Origin of the sequence: Dactylosporangium sp. CS-047395 (assembly GCF_050942185.1) — a bacterium.
Taxonomy (GTDB): domain Bacteria; phylum Actinomycetota; class Actinomycetes; order Mycobacteriales; family Micromonosporaceae; genus Dactylosporangium.
Map to the genome: position 1 here is coordinate 428,089 of NZ_CP192015.1, position 15,804 is coordinate 443,892.

The window sequence follows — 15,804 nt, forward strand, 5'->3', positions numbered from 1 at the left end:
TTTACGCAGAAAGCGGTATCTGTACCGAAGCAAAACCGTTGGACTGGAACGATGAGAGTTCTGGTCACCGGCGGGGCGGGGTTCATCGGCGGCAACCTGTGCCGGGAGCTCGCCGCGCATCCCCGGGTGTCCGAGGTCGTCGCCTTCGACGATCTCAGCACCGGTAGCGAGCGCAACCTGGACGGCGTCGACGCGCGGCTGGTCGTGGGCAGCATCCTCGACCGGCCCGCGATCGACGCCGCGGTCGGCGAGGCGGACGTCGTCATCCATCTCGCCGCGCGGCCCAGCGTGCCGCGCTCGGTCGCCGATCCGATGCGCAGCCATCTGGTCAACGCCAACGGGACCATGCACGTGCTCGAGGCGTGCCGCCTGGACGGCACCCCGATCATCGCGGCGTCCTCGTCCTCGGTGTACGGCCCCACGCGCACCCTGCCCAAGCACGAGGAGCTGCCGACCCGGCCGCAGAGCCCGTACGCGGCGAGCAAGCTGGCGGCGGAGTCGGCGATCCTGGCCTACGGCGCGACCTACGGGCTGCCGGTGCTCGCGCTGCGGTTCTTCAACGTGTACGGGCCGCTGCAGTCGGTCGGGCACGCGTACGCCGCCGTCATTCCCACCTTCACCGACGCCGCGCTGCGCGGTCAGCCGGTCCACGTGCACGGCGACGGGCGGCAGACCCGGGACTTCACCTACGTCGGCACGGTCGCGCGCCTGCTCACCGACGCCGCCGTACGCCGGGTCACCAGCCCCACGCCGGTCAACCTGGCCTTCGGCACGCGGACCTCGCTGCTGGAGCTGGTCGACAAGATCCGCGTGCTGACCGACCGGCCGGTCGAGGTGGTCTTCGACCCGGCCCGCCCCGGCGACGTGCGCGACTCCCAGGCCGACTCCACGCGCCTGCGCGAGCTGTTCCCCGGCCACGGCCCCGTCCCGCTGGACGAGGGCCTGGCCGAGACCGTCAACTGGTACGCACAGCAGACAGCGTCGGCACCGCAATAACCACATCCGGCACGACGCACAGGTCGGCCATCGCGCCGGTGAGCGCCGCCCCGTCCCCGCGCAAGGCAAGGGCCAGCGCGGGGTCCAGGGGCGGCACCGCGACGTGCGAGATGAGCGGGTGCAACGGGCGGACGTCGGTCTCACCGGGCCCGAAGAGTTCCTCGTGGAGCTTTTCTCCAGGGCGCAGTCCGGTGTACACGATGTCGACCGACGCATCCCCGATGAGCTGCCGCGCGAGGTCGGCGATGCGCACCGGCGAGCCCATGTCGAGCACCAGCGCCTCCCCGCCGGAGCCGATGGCGGCCGCCTGGATGACCAGCTGGACGGCCTCGGGGATGGTCATGAAGTAGCGCGTGACGTCGGGATCGGTCACGGTGACCGGCCCACCCTCGGCGATCTGCGCCCGGAACGCGGTCACCACCGAGCCGCGGCTGCCCAGCACGTTGCCGAAGCGCACGTTGAGGAAGCCGTGGTGCGCGGTGAGCCGCTCGGTGATCCGCTTCGAGTACCCCAGCACGCTGATCGGGTCGGCCGCCTTGTCGGTGGAGATGTTCACGAGCCGCTGCACGCCCGTCGCGGCCGCCGCCTCCAGCACGTTGAGCGTGCCCAGGACGTTGGTCTGCAGCGCCTCGGCGGGGTGCCGCTCCAGCAGCGTCAGGTGCTTGAGCGCGGCCGCGTGGAAGACCACCTCGGGCCGGCGCGACTCGAAGATCCGCCGGATGGTGTCCGCGTCGCGCAGGTCGGCCAGGATCAGCGACGGGTCGTCGAGCAGCGCGCGGCCGTGGATGGACAGCTGCACCGCGTGCAGCGCGGACTCGTCGCGGTCGAGCATCATCAGCTCCGCGGGCCCGAACCGGTGCAGCTGGCGGCACAGCTCGGAGCCGATCGACCCGCCGGCCCCGGTGACGAGCACGCGGCGGCCGGTCAGGTAGTCGCCGATCGCCTCGAGGTCGGTCTCGATCTGCCGCCGCCCGAGCAGGTCGGACAGCTGCACGTCGCGCACCTCGTCGATGTCGAGCGAGTCGTCGAGCGATGGGAGGATTTTAATAAAATATCCCGATAATTCGGACACGGCAGAACGTAGGCTCCGCAGCAACGCCCCATCCTCGTTGCGCACCGCGAAAATGACGCCCTGAGCGGCCGTCGTGGTCAGCGCGGCGCGAAGGGCGGAGCGGCCGCCGAGAACGGGGACCCCGGAGATGCGCAGCCGTTGCTTGCGCGGATCGTCATCGAGGAAACCGGCAGCGCGGTAGCGGCAGTGCGGATCATGGCGCATCGCGCGCAGAAGCCGATGGCCGGCCGCCCCCGCGCCGTAGATCAGGACCGGCATTTTCCCGTTGGAGGACGGCCGACGCGCCAGGCGGGTCCAGCGAACGGCCACCATGGCCAGCAGGGCCGCCGCCGACCCGCCGAGCGGAATCAGGGCCGGTACCGGAGCCAGCGCGGTCAGCAGGACGGCCGCGATCGCCACGGTGCAGACCAGCGCCCGCAGTTCGGCCAGCGACGCGTACTCGTACCGCCGTCGGTACAACTGCACCGGCCACGCCACCGCCGAGTGCACCGCCGCCGCCAGCAGCAGCGTCCCGGCCGCGGCGGCCAGGGGCGGGCGAGCGGGGGAGATGGCCACGGCCAGTGCGAGCCCACCGGTCCACGCGTACAGGTCGGCCGGCCAGTCACCAGGGCTTGAGGGTCGGTGATCGTCCACGCGACGATTCTTCACGAATGCCCGTCCTATTTCGGCGTAAAAGCCCGTATCGCTCCCGAACCCCGGGCCGAGATGTCACGCTGGGTCGAGCAAGCGGCTACGGGAGGTCATGGCGCATGGAGCTGCGCGACTACGTCAGCGCGGTCCGCAAACGCTGGTGGCTGGTGGCCACGACGGCGTGCCTGGCGCTGGTCGCCGCCGTGGTGGTAACGGCGCAGACCGCCCCCACCTACGCCGCGAGCGTCACGTTCTTCGTCAGCACGCCCAGCAGCGGCGTCACCGACGCGTACCAGGGCGGGCTGTTCTCGCAGCAGCGCGCCCGCTCGTACGTGAACCTCGTCGGCAGCGACCGGCTGGCCAAGTCCGTCGCCGCCGACCCGGCCGTCGGGCTGGACGCGGCCGGTGTGCGCAAGCGCATCTCGGCGCGCACGGTGCCGGACACGGTGCTGCTCGAGGTCACCGTCACCGACACCGACAGCGGCCGGGCCCTGCGGGTCAGCGAGGCGGTGGCGACCAAGTTCGCCGCGCTCGTGGCCACGCTGGAGACCCCGCCGGGCGGCAGCAACCCGACCGTGCGCGTGGATGTGGTGACCGGTCCGTCGGTGAGCACCACCCCGATCAGCCCGCAGCCGGTGCGCAACTTCGCCATCGCGATCCTGCTCGGCCTGGTCGCCGGGGCCGCCGCCGCGGTGCTGCGCGAGCTGCTGGACAACAGCATCCGCTCGGTCGCCGGACTGCGGGCGGCCACGAAGCGGGCGATCCTGGCCGCGGTACCACATGATGCGCACGCCATCGAATCGCCGCTGCTGGTCGAGGACGCCGCCTGGTCCCCGCGCGGCGAGGCGATGCGGCACCTGCGGACCAACCTGCAGTTCGTCGACCCCGACCGGCGGGCCCGCTGCGTGGTGGTGACCAGCGCGCTGCCCGACGAGGGCAAGTCCACCATCGCCTGCAACCTGGCCATCGTGCTGGCCGAGGCCGGGCACCGGGTGCTGCTCGTCGACGCCGACGTGCGCCGGCCCAAGCTCGCCGAGTACCTCGACCTGGAGGGCGCGGTCGGCCTGACCAACGTGCTCGTCGGGCAGGTCGACGTCGAGACGGCCGTGCAGCGCTGGGGCGACCAGGACCTGTTCGTGCTGTGCAGCGGCACGATCCCGCCCAACCCGAGCGAGCTGCTCGGCTCCCAGCAGATGACCCGGCTGCTGGCGGAGGTGAGCGAGGACTACGAGTACGTCGTGGTCGACACCTCGCCGCTGCTCGTCGTCACCGACGCGGCCGTGGTCGCCAGCCGGGCCGACGGCGCGGTGCTGGTGACCCGGGCTGGGCGGACCACGGTCACCCAGGCCCAGGCGGCCGTCGAGGCGATCGAGGCGGTCTCCGCGCGGCTGTTCGGCTGCGTGCTCAACGGGGCCAAGGGCGGCAACGGCGACGGCTACACGTACGCGTACTACGGCCCCGCCGACGCCGACCACCGCCAGCCGCGCGCCTTACCCGCCGGCCCGGCCCAGCCCGTGCCCGACGAGCCGGACGGGGCCCAACCGGACGAGCCCCAGCCGGTCAAGGCCGGGACGCGAGGAGCCTGAGGATGCCCTCGATCGTCGCGGCGCACTCCCGGAACTGCTCGATCGGGCCACCGAACGGGTCCTCGAGGTCGTCGTCGACCGGCTTGCCGGGCTGCAGCCGCCCGCGGACCCCAGCGATCTCCCGCAGCGTCAAGGGACCGGCCGGGATCGCGGCGGCGTACCGGGCGTACTGCCGCAGCGTGAAGGTCTTGGCCGCGGTCGCCGGGGCCATGGTCACGCAGTGCGCGCGCTCGGCCCGGGTCGCGGTCAGCACCAGTGGCGCGGCCAGCAGCAGCGACGGCACCACCCGGCGGCTGGTGAAGCCCTCCGGATCGGCGCCGTGCTCGCGCAGCACGGTCTCGGCGTGGCCGGGCATCTCCAGGCCCGGCACGGCGTGCGTGCCGGCGCTCTGGGCGTCCATGTCGAGCGCGCGGGCCAGCCGCTCGGCCATGGCGGACCGGCACCGGTTGGCCCGGCAGACGAACAGCATCAGGGCCGACTCCAGCGGGGGTGTGTGGTGAACACGCGGATCTTTCTCTCGGCACCCGACGTTTCCGGCGTCGAGGAGCGCTATCTGGTCAACGCGCTGAGGTCCGGCTGGGTCGCGCCCGTCGGGCCGGATCTCGACGCTTTCGAGGCGGAGGTCGCCCGACGGTGCGGCACGGCGCACGCGGTGGGGGTTTCCTCCGGTACCGCCGCCCTGCATCTGTCCCTGCTCGCGCTCGGCGTCGGCCCGGGCGACGCGGTGATCGTGCCGACGCTGACGTTCGCGGCCACGGCCAACGCGGTGGTGTACACGGGCGCCGAGCCGATCTTCGTGGACAGCCTTCCCGGCGACGGCAACCTCGACCCCGACCTGACCGCGGCGACCGTCGCCGAACTGCGCCGCGAGGGCCGGATCGTCAGCGCCATCGTGCCGGTCGACCTGTTCGGCGCGGTCGCGGAGTACGCCTCGCTGACCGACCTCGGCGTGCCCGTCGTCGAGGACGCGGCCGAGGCGCTCGGGTCGAGCCGGAACGGGCGGCCCGCGGGCTCCTTCGGCCGGGCGGCGGCGCTGTCGTTCAACGGCAACAAGATCCTCACCACGTCGGGCGGCGGCATGATCGTCACCGACGACGCCGACCTCGCGGCCCGCTGCCGGCACCTGGCCACCCAGGCCCGCGAGCCGGTCGCGCACTACGAGCACCGGGACGTCGGCTACAACTACCGCCTCAGCAACCTGCTCGCCGCGCTCGGGCGGGGGCAGCTGACCCGGCTCGACGAGATGATCGGGCGGCGGCGGCAGCTGCGGGAGCGGTACCTCAAGCTCTTCGCCGCCGCCGACGGCACCCGCCTGCTGGGCGAGGCCGACGCCGGCGCCAACTGCTGGCTCACCACCCTGATCGTCGAGCCCGAGCGGGCCGGATGGGCCGCCGCCGACCTCGCCGCGTGGCTGGCCGCGCGCGACATCGAGACCCGGCCGGTGTGGAAGCCGATGCACGCCCAGCCGGTGTTCCGCGGCCACCGGGCCGCCGTCACCGGCGTGGCCGACCGGCTCTTCGCCACCGGCCTGAACCTGCCCAGCGGCTCCGCACTGCGCGAGGACGAGCAGCGGCGGGTCTTCGACGCGATCGGCGACTTCCTGGACGCGCGATGAGGCGCCCGCTCGACCTGCTGGCCGCCGCGGCCGCCACGGTCGTGCTGGCCCCGGTCCTCGCGGCCACCGCCGTCTTCGTCCGGGTCGCGCTCGGCGGCCCGGTGCTGTTCCGCCAGGAGCGGGCCGGGCGCCACGGCGTGCCGTTCACGCTGGTCAAGTTCCGCTCGATGCGCGAGGGGCCGGGCAGCGACGCCGAGCGGCTCACCGCGGCCGGGCGCTTCCTGCGCGCCTCCAGCCTCGACGAGCTCCCGGCGCTGTGGAACGTGCTGCGCGGCGACATGAGCCTGGTCGGGCCGCGGCCGCTGCCACTGTCCTATTTGGACCGCTACACCGAGGAGCAGCGGCGCCGCCACGACGTGCGCCCCGGCATCACCGGCCTGGCCCAGGTGCGCGGGCGTAACGCCCTGAGCTGGGAGCAGAAGTTCGCCTACGACCTGCAGTACGTGCGCGACCGGTCGCTCCGGCTGGACCTGCGCATCCTCGCCGAGACGGTGCGCACGGTGCTGCGCCGCGACGGCATCACCGCCGACGGGGCGGCCACCGCCCACGAGTTCCAGGGTGTACCGCAATGAAGAACGGCTTGGTCATCGTCGGTTGTGGGGGACACGGCCGGGAGCTGCTCACCATCGCCCGCGCGGCCGGGCTGCCGGTGCGCGGGTTCGTCGACGACGCCCCGAGCCAGCGCAACCTCGACCGGGTCGCCGCGCTCGGGGTGCCGTTCCTGGGCCCGACCTCGTGCCTGTCCGACGAGCGGCCCTCGATCGGCTACGTCATCGGCATCGGCGACCCCCGCATCCGCGCGCGCATCGACGACGACCTGCGCCTGCACGGTCTGGCCGCGGCGACCATGGTGCACCCGGCCGCCACCATCGGCCCGGACGCGGAGCTCGGCGAGGGGTTCGTGGCGTTCGCCGGAGCGCGGGTCACCACCAACGTGACCATGGGCCGGCACGTGCACCTCAACCAGAACGCCACCGTCGGGCACGACACCGTGTTGTGCGACTTCGTGCAGGTCAACCCGCTCGCCGCGATCTCCGGCGACTGCCACATCGGCTCCGGGGTGCTGATCGGCACCACCGCCTGCGTGCTGCAGGGCCTGCGGGTCGGCGCCGACGCCACGATCGGCGCGGGCGCCTGCGTGACCCGGGACGTGGAGGCCAAGACGACCGTGAAGGGGGTACCCGCCAAATGAAGGTGGCCCTGGTCCTCAAGACCGACGAGGGCGGGCGCTGGACCCTGCCGCACGTCGACGAGCTGCGCGAGCGCGGCCACGAGGTGGTCGCCGTGCTGCCCCCGGGCAGCGAGGGCCGGCTGCGCAAGGCCCTGCACGACCGGGGCGTCGACGTGGTCCAGTCCGCGTTCGACTTCCGCTTCCGGCCGTCGCCCGCGACCCTGACCGGCCTGCTCGGGCTGCGCCGCCAGCTGCGCGGGATCGGGCCGGACGTGCTGCACTACCACCTGTACGCCTCCGCGCTGGCCTGCCGGCTGGCCGCCCTCGGCCTCGACGCGGCCAAGGTGCACATGGTGCCCGGGCCGCTGTTCCTGGAGTCGCCGCTGATCCGCGCGGTGGAGCGGTTCCTGTGCCGCCTCGACGACGTGGTGATCGGCGGCAGCGAGCACATCGCCCGGCTGTACCGCGAGATCGGCCTGCCGCCCGAGCGCACCCCGGCCATCCCGTACGGCGTCGACACCGACGACTTCACCCCGCCGTCCGCCGCCTACCGGGCCGCGTCGCGCGAGGCCCTGTGCGCCGGCGACGAGACGTTCGTGGTGTGCATGGTCGCCTACGTGTACGCCCCGAAGCGCCTGATCCGGCCCGGCCGCGGGGTCAAGGGCCACGACGTGCTCCTGGCCGCCTGGCGGGAGTTCGTCAAGGACCGCCCGGACGCCCGGCTGGTGCTGCTCGGCGGAGGCTTCGACGCGGCCGGTGCGGCGCACAAGCGTGAGCTGCTGGAACGCTTCGACGTCGCGAGCGACCCGAGCATCGACTGGTCGGAGAGCGCGCTGGACGTGCGGGACTGCTACGCCGCGGCCGACCTGAGCGTGAGCCCGTCGCTGTCGGAGAACCACGGCGCCGCCGTCGAGGCCGCGGCCATGGCGGTGCCGAGCATCGTCTCCGACGCCGGCGCGCTGCCCGAGGTCGTCGACCCGGCGTCGGGCTGGGTCGTGCCCCGCGACGACCCGCAGGCGCTGCTGGGGGCGCTGCGGGAGGCGTACGACGACTTCCGGGCCGGCACCCTGGCCCGCCGCGGCGAGCTCGCCCGGGAGCGGGCCGAGCGGCTCTTCGCCCAGCGCCCGGCCGCCCGCGCGGTCGCGGACGTCCTGGAAAACGCCGCGCGATGACCGCCACCCGGCATCGCACCGCGCCCGTGCGGCGCCCGTCGTTCACCGGCAACGTCGCCTGGAGCGTGATCGGCAACGGCGGCTACGCGCTGTGCCAGTGGCTGGTCCTGGTCGTGATCGCGCGGCTGGGCAGCCCGGCCATGGTCGGCGACTACGCGCTCGGCCTGGCCGTCGGCGCCCCGGTGGTGCTGCTGGCCAACCTCTCGCTGCGCACGGTCCTCGTCACCGACCCCAACGGCGCCCACCCGTTCCGGCGCTACCTGCTGCTCCGCCTCGCCGGCATGGGCCTGGCGATGGGCGTCATCGCGCTCGTCGTGCTGATCTTCCACCTTCCCGCCGCGGTGGTACTGCTCGTCGGCGCGGCCAAGGCCTTCGACGGCATCGGCGACATCTATCAGGGACTCCTCCAGCGCCACCACGACCAGCGCAGCATCGCGGCCGCCCAGCTCGTCAACGGCGGCCTGACCATGGCCCTGGTCGCGTCGCTGCTCTTCGGCACCAGCAGCATCGCCTGGGCCGCGGCCGGCTCGGCCGGCGCCTCCCTGCTGACCTGGATCATGTGCTGCGTGCCGCTGGCCGGCCGGTTCCACAACCGCCCCGACCCGCGCGCCAAGCAGCACACCCACCGGGCCGCCGGCGGCGTCGCCGAGCTGCTGTGGACCGCGCTGCCGCTGGGCCTGGCCTCCGGGGTGTCCTCGCTGACCGTGAACGTCCCCCGCTACGCGCTGGAGCACCACCTGGGCGCGACCGCGCTCGGCGTGTTCGCGGCCGCCGGCTATCTCGTGCTCACCGGCAACGTGTTCTTCTCCGCGATCGCCCAGACCCTGCTGCCCCGCCTCACCGAGCTGCGGGTCAACGGCACCCCGGCGGGCTTCCGCAGCCTCCTGCACCAGGCGCTCCTCGGCGTCGCGGTGGCGGGCGGGCTGGGCGTGTGGGCCGCGGCGCTGTTCGGATCCGATTTCCTGCGCCGGTTGTACGGCGAGCAGTACGCCGGCCAGGGCCGCCTGCTCACGGTGCTGACGCTGGCCACCGTGGTCTGCGGGGCCTGTTTCGTGCTCGACGCCGGCCTCTCGGCCGCCCGCCGCTTCACCGGCCAGCTCGCCGTGAACGCGGCCGTGCTGGTGGCCGCCACCCTCGCCGCGCTGCTGCTGGTGCCCCGCTACGGGGTGCTCGGGGCGGCCTGGGCCACCGCGGCCGCCGCCGTCGTGCACTGCGCGCTGAAGTGGGAGGTGCTCCGGCGTGCCCTTTGACCTCGCGTCCCAGCCCTGGTGGTCGGCCGGCCTCGCCGTGCTGGCCGTGCCGGCGCTGCTGATCGCGGGGGGACGGCGGGACATGCTGGCCTACCTCGCCGCCTACTTCCTGCTGTTCGGCTTCGGCCCGGTGGCCAGCTACCTGCTCGGCGGCAGAATCTACTTCGGCACCAACACCCTGCTCATCGGCCGGGCCGCGGTCGGGCTGCTGCTCGCCTTCGCCGGGGTGGTCGCGGTGGGGCTGCTGATGCGCCAGCGCCGCGACATCGCCGACCCGATCCAGAAGCTCGAGGCCGGCCGCCGGATGCCGCTCGTACCGGCCGTGCTGGTGCTGCTGACGCTGTACGGGCTGGCCGTGCTGGCCTGGGGCGGCCCCGCGTTCCTGGCCGGGACCAAGCTCGACCGGATCGCCGTGGCCGGCCCGTTCCACTACGACTACCTGCTGCTGCAGATGTGCGCGAGCGCGCTGTACTTCATCGCCCAGGAGTCCTCGACCGGGCGCTTCGCCTACCGGGTCAACCTCGGCGTGTACATCGCCTATTGCCTGGCCACCGGCGAGCGGGACTTCGTCTTCGTGCTCTTCGCCCTGGTCCTGCACCGCGAGCTGGTGCGCACCGAGCGCCGGATCCCGCGCTCGGTGCTGTGGGGCGCGGGGCTGTTGCTCGGTGCGACCGCCCTGTTCGCGCTGCGCGGCAACGCCACGCCCGGCGACTCGGACGCGACCGCCATCCTCAACCAGGGCTCGGTGCTGTTCGTGGACACGTGGGTGATGGGGCACGTGCCGTCGACCGAGCCGTACCAGCACGGCGCCACCTACCTGCACGCGCTGCTCAACCTGGTGCCGGGGCAGGCGCAGGTCCCGCTCGCGCAGTGGCTCGTGGACCGGTACGCGCCCGGCAGCTCGTCCGGCTACGGCTTCTCGCTGACCGGGGAGGCGTACCTGAACTTCGGCCTGGCCGGCATTCCGGTGCTCTTCGGGCTGCTGACCGCCGTGCACCGCTGGCTGGTCAACCGGATCGACCGGGCGCCCGTCTACGCGTACGCCAGCATCCTGTTCACGGTCGCGTGGATGTACGGCTTCCGCGGCGAGAGCCAGTCGCTGCTCAAGACCTGCGTGTACGGCGCGCTGTTTGTCGGCGTGATCCGCATGGTCTCGGCCCGCGCCCAGGATGAGGAGCCCGTCGCATGCGTCTCGTCGTGACGACCGAGCAGCGCTACCTGCGCACCCCCGACGGCCGGATCTGGACCACCACCGGCGCGCCGAACGCGTTCTGGCAGCGCTACCGGGCCGTGTTCGACGGGGTGCGGGTGGTGGCCCGGTGCGCCGACGGGCCCGCCCGTCCGTCCGGCGCCCAGCGGGTCGACGGCGACGGCGTGGAGGTCCACCCGCTCCCGCACTACGTCGGGCCGCTCGGCTATCTGCGGCGGCTGCCACGGCTCAAGCGGGCGCTGCGGGCCGCCGCGGAGCCGGGCGACGCCGTGCTGCTGCGGGTCCCCTCGGCGCTCGGCTCGCTGCTGGGCAAGCGGATCCGCGAACCGTTCGGGCTCGAGGTGGTCGGCGACCCGTACGACGTGTTCGCCCCCGGCGCCAGCCGCCACCCGCTGCGTCCGCTGCTGCGCTGGTGGTTCACCCGGCGGCTGCGGGCCCAGTGCCGGGCCGCGTCCGCGGTCTCCTACGTCACCGAGAAGGCGCTGCAGGAGCGCTACCCGGCCGCGCCCGGAGCGGTGACCGCCGCTTATTCGAGCATCCAGCTGGACGCGGACGCGTTCGCCGAGCGGCCGCGCAAGGACACCGGCTCGCCCCGGGTGCTGCTGCGGCTGGTGAGCGTCGGGTCGCTGGAACAGCCGTACAAGGGCATCGACGTGCTCATCGAGGCACTGCCCCGGCTGGCCGCGGCCGGCATCGAGGCGAGCCTGGTGCACGTCGGCGACGGGCGGTGCCGGCCCGACCTGGAGCGGCTGGTCCGCGAGCGGCGGCTCGGCGGCCGGGTCTCGTTCGCCGGGGCCGTCCCGCCCGGCGCGCCCGTGCGGCTCTTCCTCGATGACGCCGACCTGTTCGTGCTCCCCTCGCGCACCGAGGGCCTGCCCCGGGCCCTGATCGAGGCGATGGCCCGCGGCCTGCCCGCGGTGGCCAGCCGGGTCGGCGGCGTCCCCGAGCTGCTCGGCCCGGCGCGGCAGGTGCCGCCCGGGGACCCGGCGGCGCTGGCCCGCGCGATCACCGCGCTCGCGGCCGACCCCGCCGCGATGGCCGCCGCCTCGGCGCTGAACCTGGCGCGGGCGCGCACGTACTCCGCCGAGACCCTCGCCCGCCGCCGCGCGGACTTCTACCGCGCGCTGCGGGTCCTCACCGCCCCCGATCGAGTCGAGGAGGTGGTCGGCGGTGCCTCAGGCTCAGCCGATTGAACAGCTCAGGCATCTGCTGCGGACCCGCCGGCGGCGGCTCGGGGCCGCGGCCGTGGTCCTGGTCGTCGTGCTGGCCGGGTTCGGTTTGCGGCTGGCGGTGGTGGGCGCGGACGCGGCCGGGCACCTGCAGCGGGCCGCAGCCCTGGTCGGGGACCTGGAGCGGCAGCTACGGGGCGGCGACCTCGCGGCGGCTCGCGGTACCGCGGCGGAACTGCGCGAACAGACGGGCGAGGCGCGCGACGACGCGCACGGCCCGAGCTGGTGGCTGGGCAGCCGGCTGCCGGTGGCCGGCAACGACCTGACCGCGGTGCGGGCGGTCGCCGACGCCGTGGACGCGCTCGCCGCCCAGGTCGTCCCGCCGCTGCTGGACGCGGCGGACGGCATGACCGGGGCGATGCGCGACAGCCAGGATCTCCAGGCGGTGGCCGCCGCGGCCCCGCGGATCGCCGCCGCCGCGACCGTCGCCAAGGCCGCCCAGCGCCGCCTGGCCGGGCTGGACCGCGACGGGCTCAACGGGCGGGTCGCGGCCGCGCTCAAGCAGGTGGACGCCGGGCTCGACCGGGTGGTGCCGATGCTGGACCCGGCGGCCCAGGCGGCCAAGCTGCTGCCGGCCTTCCTCGGCGCCGAGGGCCCGCGCACCTACCTCGTGCTGTTCCAGAACCTGGCCGAGGCCCGGGCCACCGGCGGCATGCCCGGCGCGTTCGCCGTCGTGCGGACCGACCACGGCAAGGTCAGCCTGCTCGAACAGGGCACCGCGGCCAAGACCCTGCGCGACTTCGACGCCCCGGTGCTGCCGCTGGACGAGGACCAGGAGGACCTGTTCACGAACCGGCTCGGCACCTACCCGGCCGACGTGAACCTGACCCCGGACTTCCCGACCGCGGCCGCGCTGATCCGGGAGATGTACCGGCAGCGCTCGGGGCGGGCGGTCGACGGGGTGCTGGCCACCGACCCGGTCGCCCTGGCCTACGTGCTCAGCGCGACCGGCCCGGTGGGCCTGCCCGACGGCAGCCAGCTGACCGGGGCGACGGCGGTGCGGCAGCTGCTGTCCGAGGTGTACCTGAAGATCGCCGCCGAGCCGGACCAGGACGCCTTCTTCGCCGGGGCGGCCAAGGCCGTCCTCGACAAGCTGATGGGCGGGGTGCCGGTCAGCAAGAGCCTGGTGCAGGCGCTGTCCCGGGCCACGAACGAGCGGCGGCTGCTGGCCTGGAGCGCCCACCCGGACGAACAGGCCGAGATCGCCCGGACGCCGTTCGCGGGCACGCTGCCGGAGGACGACGGCGACAAGCCGACCGTGGGCGTGTTCCTCAACGACGGCACCGGCGCCAAGCTCGGCTACTACCTGACCCGCGAGGTCGCCCTGGAGACCGGCCGCTGCCTGGAGGACGGCTCCCGGCCGCTGCGCCTGACCGTCACGCTCGGCTCCAACGCGCCCAGGTCGGGCCTGCCGCGCAGCGTGACGGGCCTGGCGCTGGCCGGGGAGGGCGTCCTGCGCACCAACGTGCTGGTCTACGCCCCGGCCGGCGGCTCGCCGATCGCGGCCAAGCAGGACGGCGCCGAGGTCGACCTCGGCTCGGGCTACGAGAAGGGCCGCGAGGTCGCCGTCATTCCCGTGGATCTGGCGCCAGGGGCCAAAAGCACGGTCGTGGTGGACCTCGTGACGGGCCCGCTGGCAACCAAGGGCGCCGTAGAACCGCGGCTGATTACTACGCCAGGGATCACGCCTTGGACGACTCGGTTAGTCCCTGGCCGGCCATGCCGGGATTGATTTAGTGAGAAATAGTCCGGTTCACCCCTATCGAGGGGATTTGCGGGTTTACGGTGATTCCGGGGAGAGGAAAGGGAGAGCAATGCGAGCCCGAACAAGAACGTCGCTGTCAACACTGGCCGGCCTCGCCGGTGCCGTCGTCGCGGCGGCCGTGCTCGGCGCGCCGACCAGTGCCCAGGCCGCCCCGGAGGCGGCCTATCCGGCGCCCGCGCCGCAGATCCGGGTGAGCGCCGCGTCCATCCAGGCCGGAGATGCGGTACGCCTCCAGGGGCGCAGCTTCATGGCCGGCGAACCGATCAGCATCTCGGTGCGCTACCGCCACGACGACACGTGGGGTGTGCACATCAACGGCGACCGCCGGGCCGACGACGAGGGCCGCTTCTCGGCCCGCGTGCGGCTCGACGCCTCCGGCAAGGCCGTCATCCGGGTGATCGGCAAGAAGTCGCACAAGACGCTCAAGGTCTCCGTCCGGGTCAAGGACGGTCACATGCAGTACTGGGACGACCGTCGCGGCGGCTGGGGCGGCTGGCCCGACGACATCTTCGACGGCACGCCGCTGGGCTCCAGCCCGGTGCGCGGCCACTGGGACGGCCACGATCGGCCGGTCGGCTTCTACGGGCCGTTCCGCGCCGGCTGGTCACCGTTCCGGCTCCAGGCGAACGAGACCACCACGGTCGCCGCGCCGGAACACAAGACGTACGGCGCCGACCTGATCCCGGGCATTCTCGGCATCACCGCGCTCGTGGGCAGCGGCTGGATCTCGTTCCGCCGCCGCAAGGTCAGCTAGCTTCAGTATCCCTTCCGGCCCGTCGGGTGTGCTTGCCCGGCGGGCCGTGTGGTTCCCGGATAGGATGATCATGGGCAAAGTCGTCATCATCGGGCAGGGGTACGTCGGCCTGCCGCTGGCCATCCGCGCGGTCGAGGCGGGCGACGACGTCGTCGGGCTCGACGTGGACACGGACCGCATCAAGTCGCTCGGCGCCGGGCTCTCGTTCGTCGAGGACGTCTCCGACGAGCGCCTCGCGCGGGCCCTGGAGACCGGGCGGTACCGCCCGACCGACGACTACAAGGACGCGGCCGGCTTCGACACCTGCGCGATCACGGTGCCCACCCCGCTCACCGACGGGGTGCCCGACATCAGCCACATCGAGCAGGCCGCCCTGCAGATCGCGCCGCACCTGCGCGCCGGCTGCACGGTGATCCTCGAGTCGACCACCTATCCCGGCACCACCGAGCAGGTCCTGCGCCCGCTGCTCGAGCACGCCAGCGGCCTGCGCACCCCCGACGACTTCCACCTCGGCTACAGCCCCGAGCGGATCGACCCCGGCAACCGGACGTACAGCCTGGAGAACACCCCGAAGCTGGTCTCCGGCATCGACGAAGGCTCGCTCGCCGCCACCAAGGCGTTCTACGAGCGCTTCGTGCATCGTCTGGTACCGGTCTCCGCCCCGCGCACCGCCGAGCTCACCAAGCTCTTCGAGAACACGTTCCGGCACATCAACATCGCGCTGGTCAACGAGCTCGCGATCGTGGCCAACCAGCTCGGCGTGGACGTGCGCGAGGCGATCGGGGCGGCGGCGACCAAGCCGTTCGGGTTCATGGCCTTCGACCCCGGCCCGGGCGTCGGCGGGCACTGCCTGCCGATCGACCCGTCCTACCTGTCGTGGCAGGTCAAGCGGGAGGTCGGGCAGCGGTTCCGGTTCATCGAGCTGGCCAACGACGTGAACGAGGGCATGCCCCGCTACGTCGTGCAGCGGCTCACCGCCGGGCTGAACACCCGCTTCAAGCCGGTCAACGGCAGCCGCATCCTGCTGCTCGGCCTGGCGTACAAGAGCAACGTGGGCGACCTGCGCGAGTCCCCGGCCCGGGCCGTCGCCGAGCTGCTGGTCGACCTGGGCGCCGACGTGCGCGCGGTGGAGCCGCACGCGCTGCCCCGCGACGTCGGCAACCTGGGCGGGGTGACCCTGGTCGACCTGACCGCGGTCGAGGTGATGACCGCCGACGCGGTGGTGCTGCTCACCGACCACGACGACTTCGACTACGCGCTCGTGCAGGAGCACGCGCAGTACATCTTCGACACCCGCAACCGCTGCGAGGGACGTGTCGTCGAGCGCCTGTGAGCACTCCCAGGCAAGTTCGGT

The 15,804-nt window shown here is 73.4% G+C and carries 14 protein-coding genes; 12 read left to right on the plus strand and 2 right to left on the minus strand.

The annotated features are described in order from the left end of the window. Positions 1 to 51: 51 nt before the first annotated feature. Positions 52 to 996 carry an NAD-dependent epimerase/dehydratase family protein gene (locus ACQP00_RS02000; protein WP_433213447.1) on the plus strand — a complete coding sequence of 315 codons (945 nt, stop codon included), beginning with the start codon at positions 52 to 54 and terminating at the stop codon, positions 994 to 996. On the opposite strand, the gene ACQP00_RS02005 is transcribed toward ACQP00_RS02000, so the two are convergent. Continuing rightward, the gene (locus tag ACQP00_RS02005; protein WP_433213450.1) at positions 956 to 2,701 is read right to left on the minus strand and encodes a polysaccharide biosynthesis protein; all 1,746 of its coding nucleotides are present in this window, start codon (positions 2,699 to 2,701) and stop codon (positions 956 to 958) included. The genes ACQP00_RS02000 and ACQP00_RS02005 overlap by 41 nt on opposite strands. Positions 2,702 to 2,817: 116 nt before the next feature. Here ACQP00_RS02005 and ACQP00_RS02010 point away from each other — a divergent pair, with 116 nt between their 5' ends. Further along, on the plus strand, positions 2,818 to 4,284 hold the full coding sequence (locus ACQP00_RS02010; RefSeq protein ID WP_433213453.1) for a polysaccharide biosynthesis tyrosine autokinase: 1,467 nt from the start codon (positions 2,818 to 2,820) through the stop codon (positions 4,282 to 4,284). Here ACQP00_RS02010 and ACQP00_RS02015 read toward each other — a convergent pair. Further along, positions 4,259 to 4,753: a low molecular weight phosphatase family protein gene (locus ACQP00_RS02015; RefSeq protein ID WP_433213456.1), complete on the minus strand. Its 495-nt coding sequence runs from the start codon at positions 4,751 to 4,753 to the stop codon at positions 4,259 to 4,261. The genes ACQP00_RS02010 and ACQP00_RS02015 overlap by 26 nt on opposite strands. Positions 4,754 to 4,780: 27 nt before the next feature. On the opposite strand from ACQP00_RS02015, the gene ACQP00_RS02020 reads away from it, so the two are divergent. The 10 genes from ACQP00_RS02020 (at position 4,781) to ACQP00_RS02065 (ending at position 15,783) form a co-directional block, all read left to right on the plus strand. Then, positions 4,781 to 5,899 (plus strand): aminotransferase class I/II-fold pyridoxal phosphate-dependent enzyme, encoded by a 1,119-nt coding sequence (locus ACQP00_RS02020; RefSeq protein ID WP_433213459.1) that lies wholly within the window; start codon positions 4,781 to 4,783, stop codon positions 5,897 to 5,899. Further along, positions 5,896 to 6,471, plus strand: a complete 576-nt coding sequence (locus ACQP00_RS02025) for a sugar transferase (protein WP_433213462.1) — start codon at positions 5,896 to 5,898, stop codon at positions 6,469 to 6,471. Before ACQP00_RS02020 ends, ACQP00_RS02025 begins: the two co-directional genes overlap by 4 nt. After that, positions 6,468 to 7,091 (plus strand): acetyltransferase, encoded by a 624-nt coding sequence (locus ACQP00_RS02030; protein ID WP_433213465.1) that lies wholly within the window; start codon positions 6,468 to 6,470, stop codon positions 7,089 to 7,091. The genes ACQP00_RS02025 and ACQP00_RS02030 overlap by 4 nt, the downstream gene beginning before the upstream one ends. After that, positions 7,088 to 8,242 carry a glycosyltransferase gene (locus ACQP00_RS02035; protein ID WP_433213468.1) on the plus strand — a complete coding sequence of 385 codons (1,155 nt, stop codon included), beginning with the start codon at positions 7,088 to 7,090 and terminating at the stop codon, positions 8,240 to 8,242. The genes ACQP00_RS02030 and ACQP00_RS02035 overlap by 4 nt, the downstream gene beginning before the upstream one ends. Then, a complete protein-coding gene (locus ACQP00_RS02040; protein ID WP_433213471.1) occupies positions 8,239 to 9,492 on the plus strand; it encodes a lipopolysaccharide biosynthesis protein in 1,254 nt (417 codons plus the stop codon). The genes ACQP00_RS02035 and ACQP00_RS02040 overlap by 4 nt, the downstream gene beginning before the upstream one ends. Beyond that, positions 9,482 to 10,693, plus strand: a complete 1,212-nt coding sequence (wzy, locus tag ACQP00_RS02045) for an O-antigen polysaccharide polymerase Wzy (protein ID WP_433213474.1) — start codon at positions 9,482 to 9,484, stop codon at positions 10,691 to 10,693. The genes ACQP00_RS02040 and wzy overlap by 11 nt, the downstream gene beginning before the upstream one ends. After that, on the plus strand, positions 10,678 to 11,895 hold the full coding sequence (locus ACQP00_RS02050; RefSeq protein ID WP_433213477.1) for a glycosyltransferase: 1,218 nt from the start codon (positions 10,678 to 10,680) through the stop codon (positions 11,893 to 11,895). The genes wzy and ACQP00_RS02050 overlap by 16 nt, the downstream gene beginning before the upstream one ends. Continuing rightward, the gene (locus ACQP00_RS02055) at positions 11,873 to 13,663 is read left to right on the plus strand and encodes a DUF4012 domain-containing protein (RefSeq protein WP_433213480.1); all 1,791 of its coding nucleotides are present in this window, start codon (positions 11,873 to 11,875) and stop codon (positions 13,661 to 13,663) included. Before ACQP00_RS02050 ends, ACQP00_RS02055 begins: the two co-directional genes overlap by 23 nt. An 82-nt stretch (positions 13,664 to 13,745) precedes the next feature. Continuing rightward, positions 13,746 to 14,450 (plus strand): hypothetical protein, encoded by a 705-nt coding sequence (locus ACQP00_RS02060; RefSeq protein ID WP_433213483.1) that lies wholly within the window; start codon positions 13,746 to 13,748, stop codon positions 14,448 to 14,450. Positions 14,451 to 14,520: 70 nt separating this feature from the next. Continuing rightward, entirely contained in the window at positions 14,521 to 15,783 is a 1,263-nt protein-coding gene (locus tag ACQP00_RS02065) for a nucleotide sugar dehydrogenase (protein WP_433213485.1), read from the plus strand. Positions 15,784 to 15,804: the final 21 nt, after the last annotated feature.

Bases quoted from the DNA above. Each gene is read 5' to 3' on its own strand.
- ACQP00_RS02000 (WP_433213447.1), top strand. From the start codon at position 52: ATGAGAGTTCTGGTCACCGGCGGGGCGGGGTTCATCGGCGGCAACCTG.
- ACQP00_RS02010 (WP_433213453.1), top strand. From the start codon at position 2,818: ATGGAGCTGCGCGACTACGTCAGCGCGGTCCGCAAACGCTGGTGGCTG.
- ACQP00_RS02015 (WP_433213456.1), bottom strand. From the start codon at position 4,753: ATGCTGTTCGTCTGCCGGGCCAACCGGTGCCGGTCCGCCATGGCCGAG.
- ACQP00_RS02025 (WP_433213462.1), top strand. From the start codon at position 5,896: ATGAGGCGCCCGCTCGACCTGCTGGCCGCCGCGGCCGCCACGGTCGTG.
- ACQP00_RS02030 (WP_433213465.1), top strand. From the start codon at position 6,468: ATGAAGAACGGCTTGGTCATCGTCGGTTGTGGGGGACACGGCCGGGAG.
- ACQP00_RS02035 (WP_433213468.1), top strand. From the start codon at position 7,088: ATGAAGGTGGCCCTGGTCCTCAAGACCGACGAGGGCGGGCGCTGGACC.
- ACQP00_RS02040 (WP_433213471.1), top strand. From the start codon at position 8,239: ATGACCGCCACCCGGCATCGCACCGCGCCCGTGCGGCGCCCGTCGTTC.
- ACQP00_RS02050 (WP_433213477.1), top strand. From the start codon at position 10,678: ATGCGTCTCGTCGTGACGACCGAGCAGCGCTACCTGCGCACCCCCGAC.
- ACQP00_RS02060 (WP_433213483.1), top strand. From the start codon at position 13,746: ATGCGAGCCCGAACAAGAACGTCGCTGTCAACACTGGCCGGCCTCGCC.
- ACQP00_RS02065 (WP_433213485.1), top strand. From the start codon at position 14,521: ATGGGCAAAGTCGTCATCATCGGGCAGGGGTACGTCGGCCTGCCGCTG.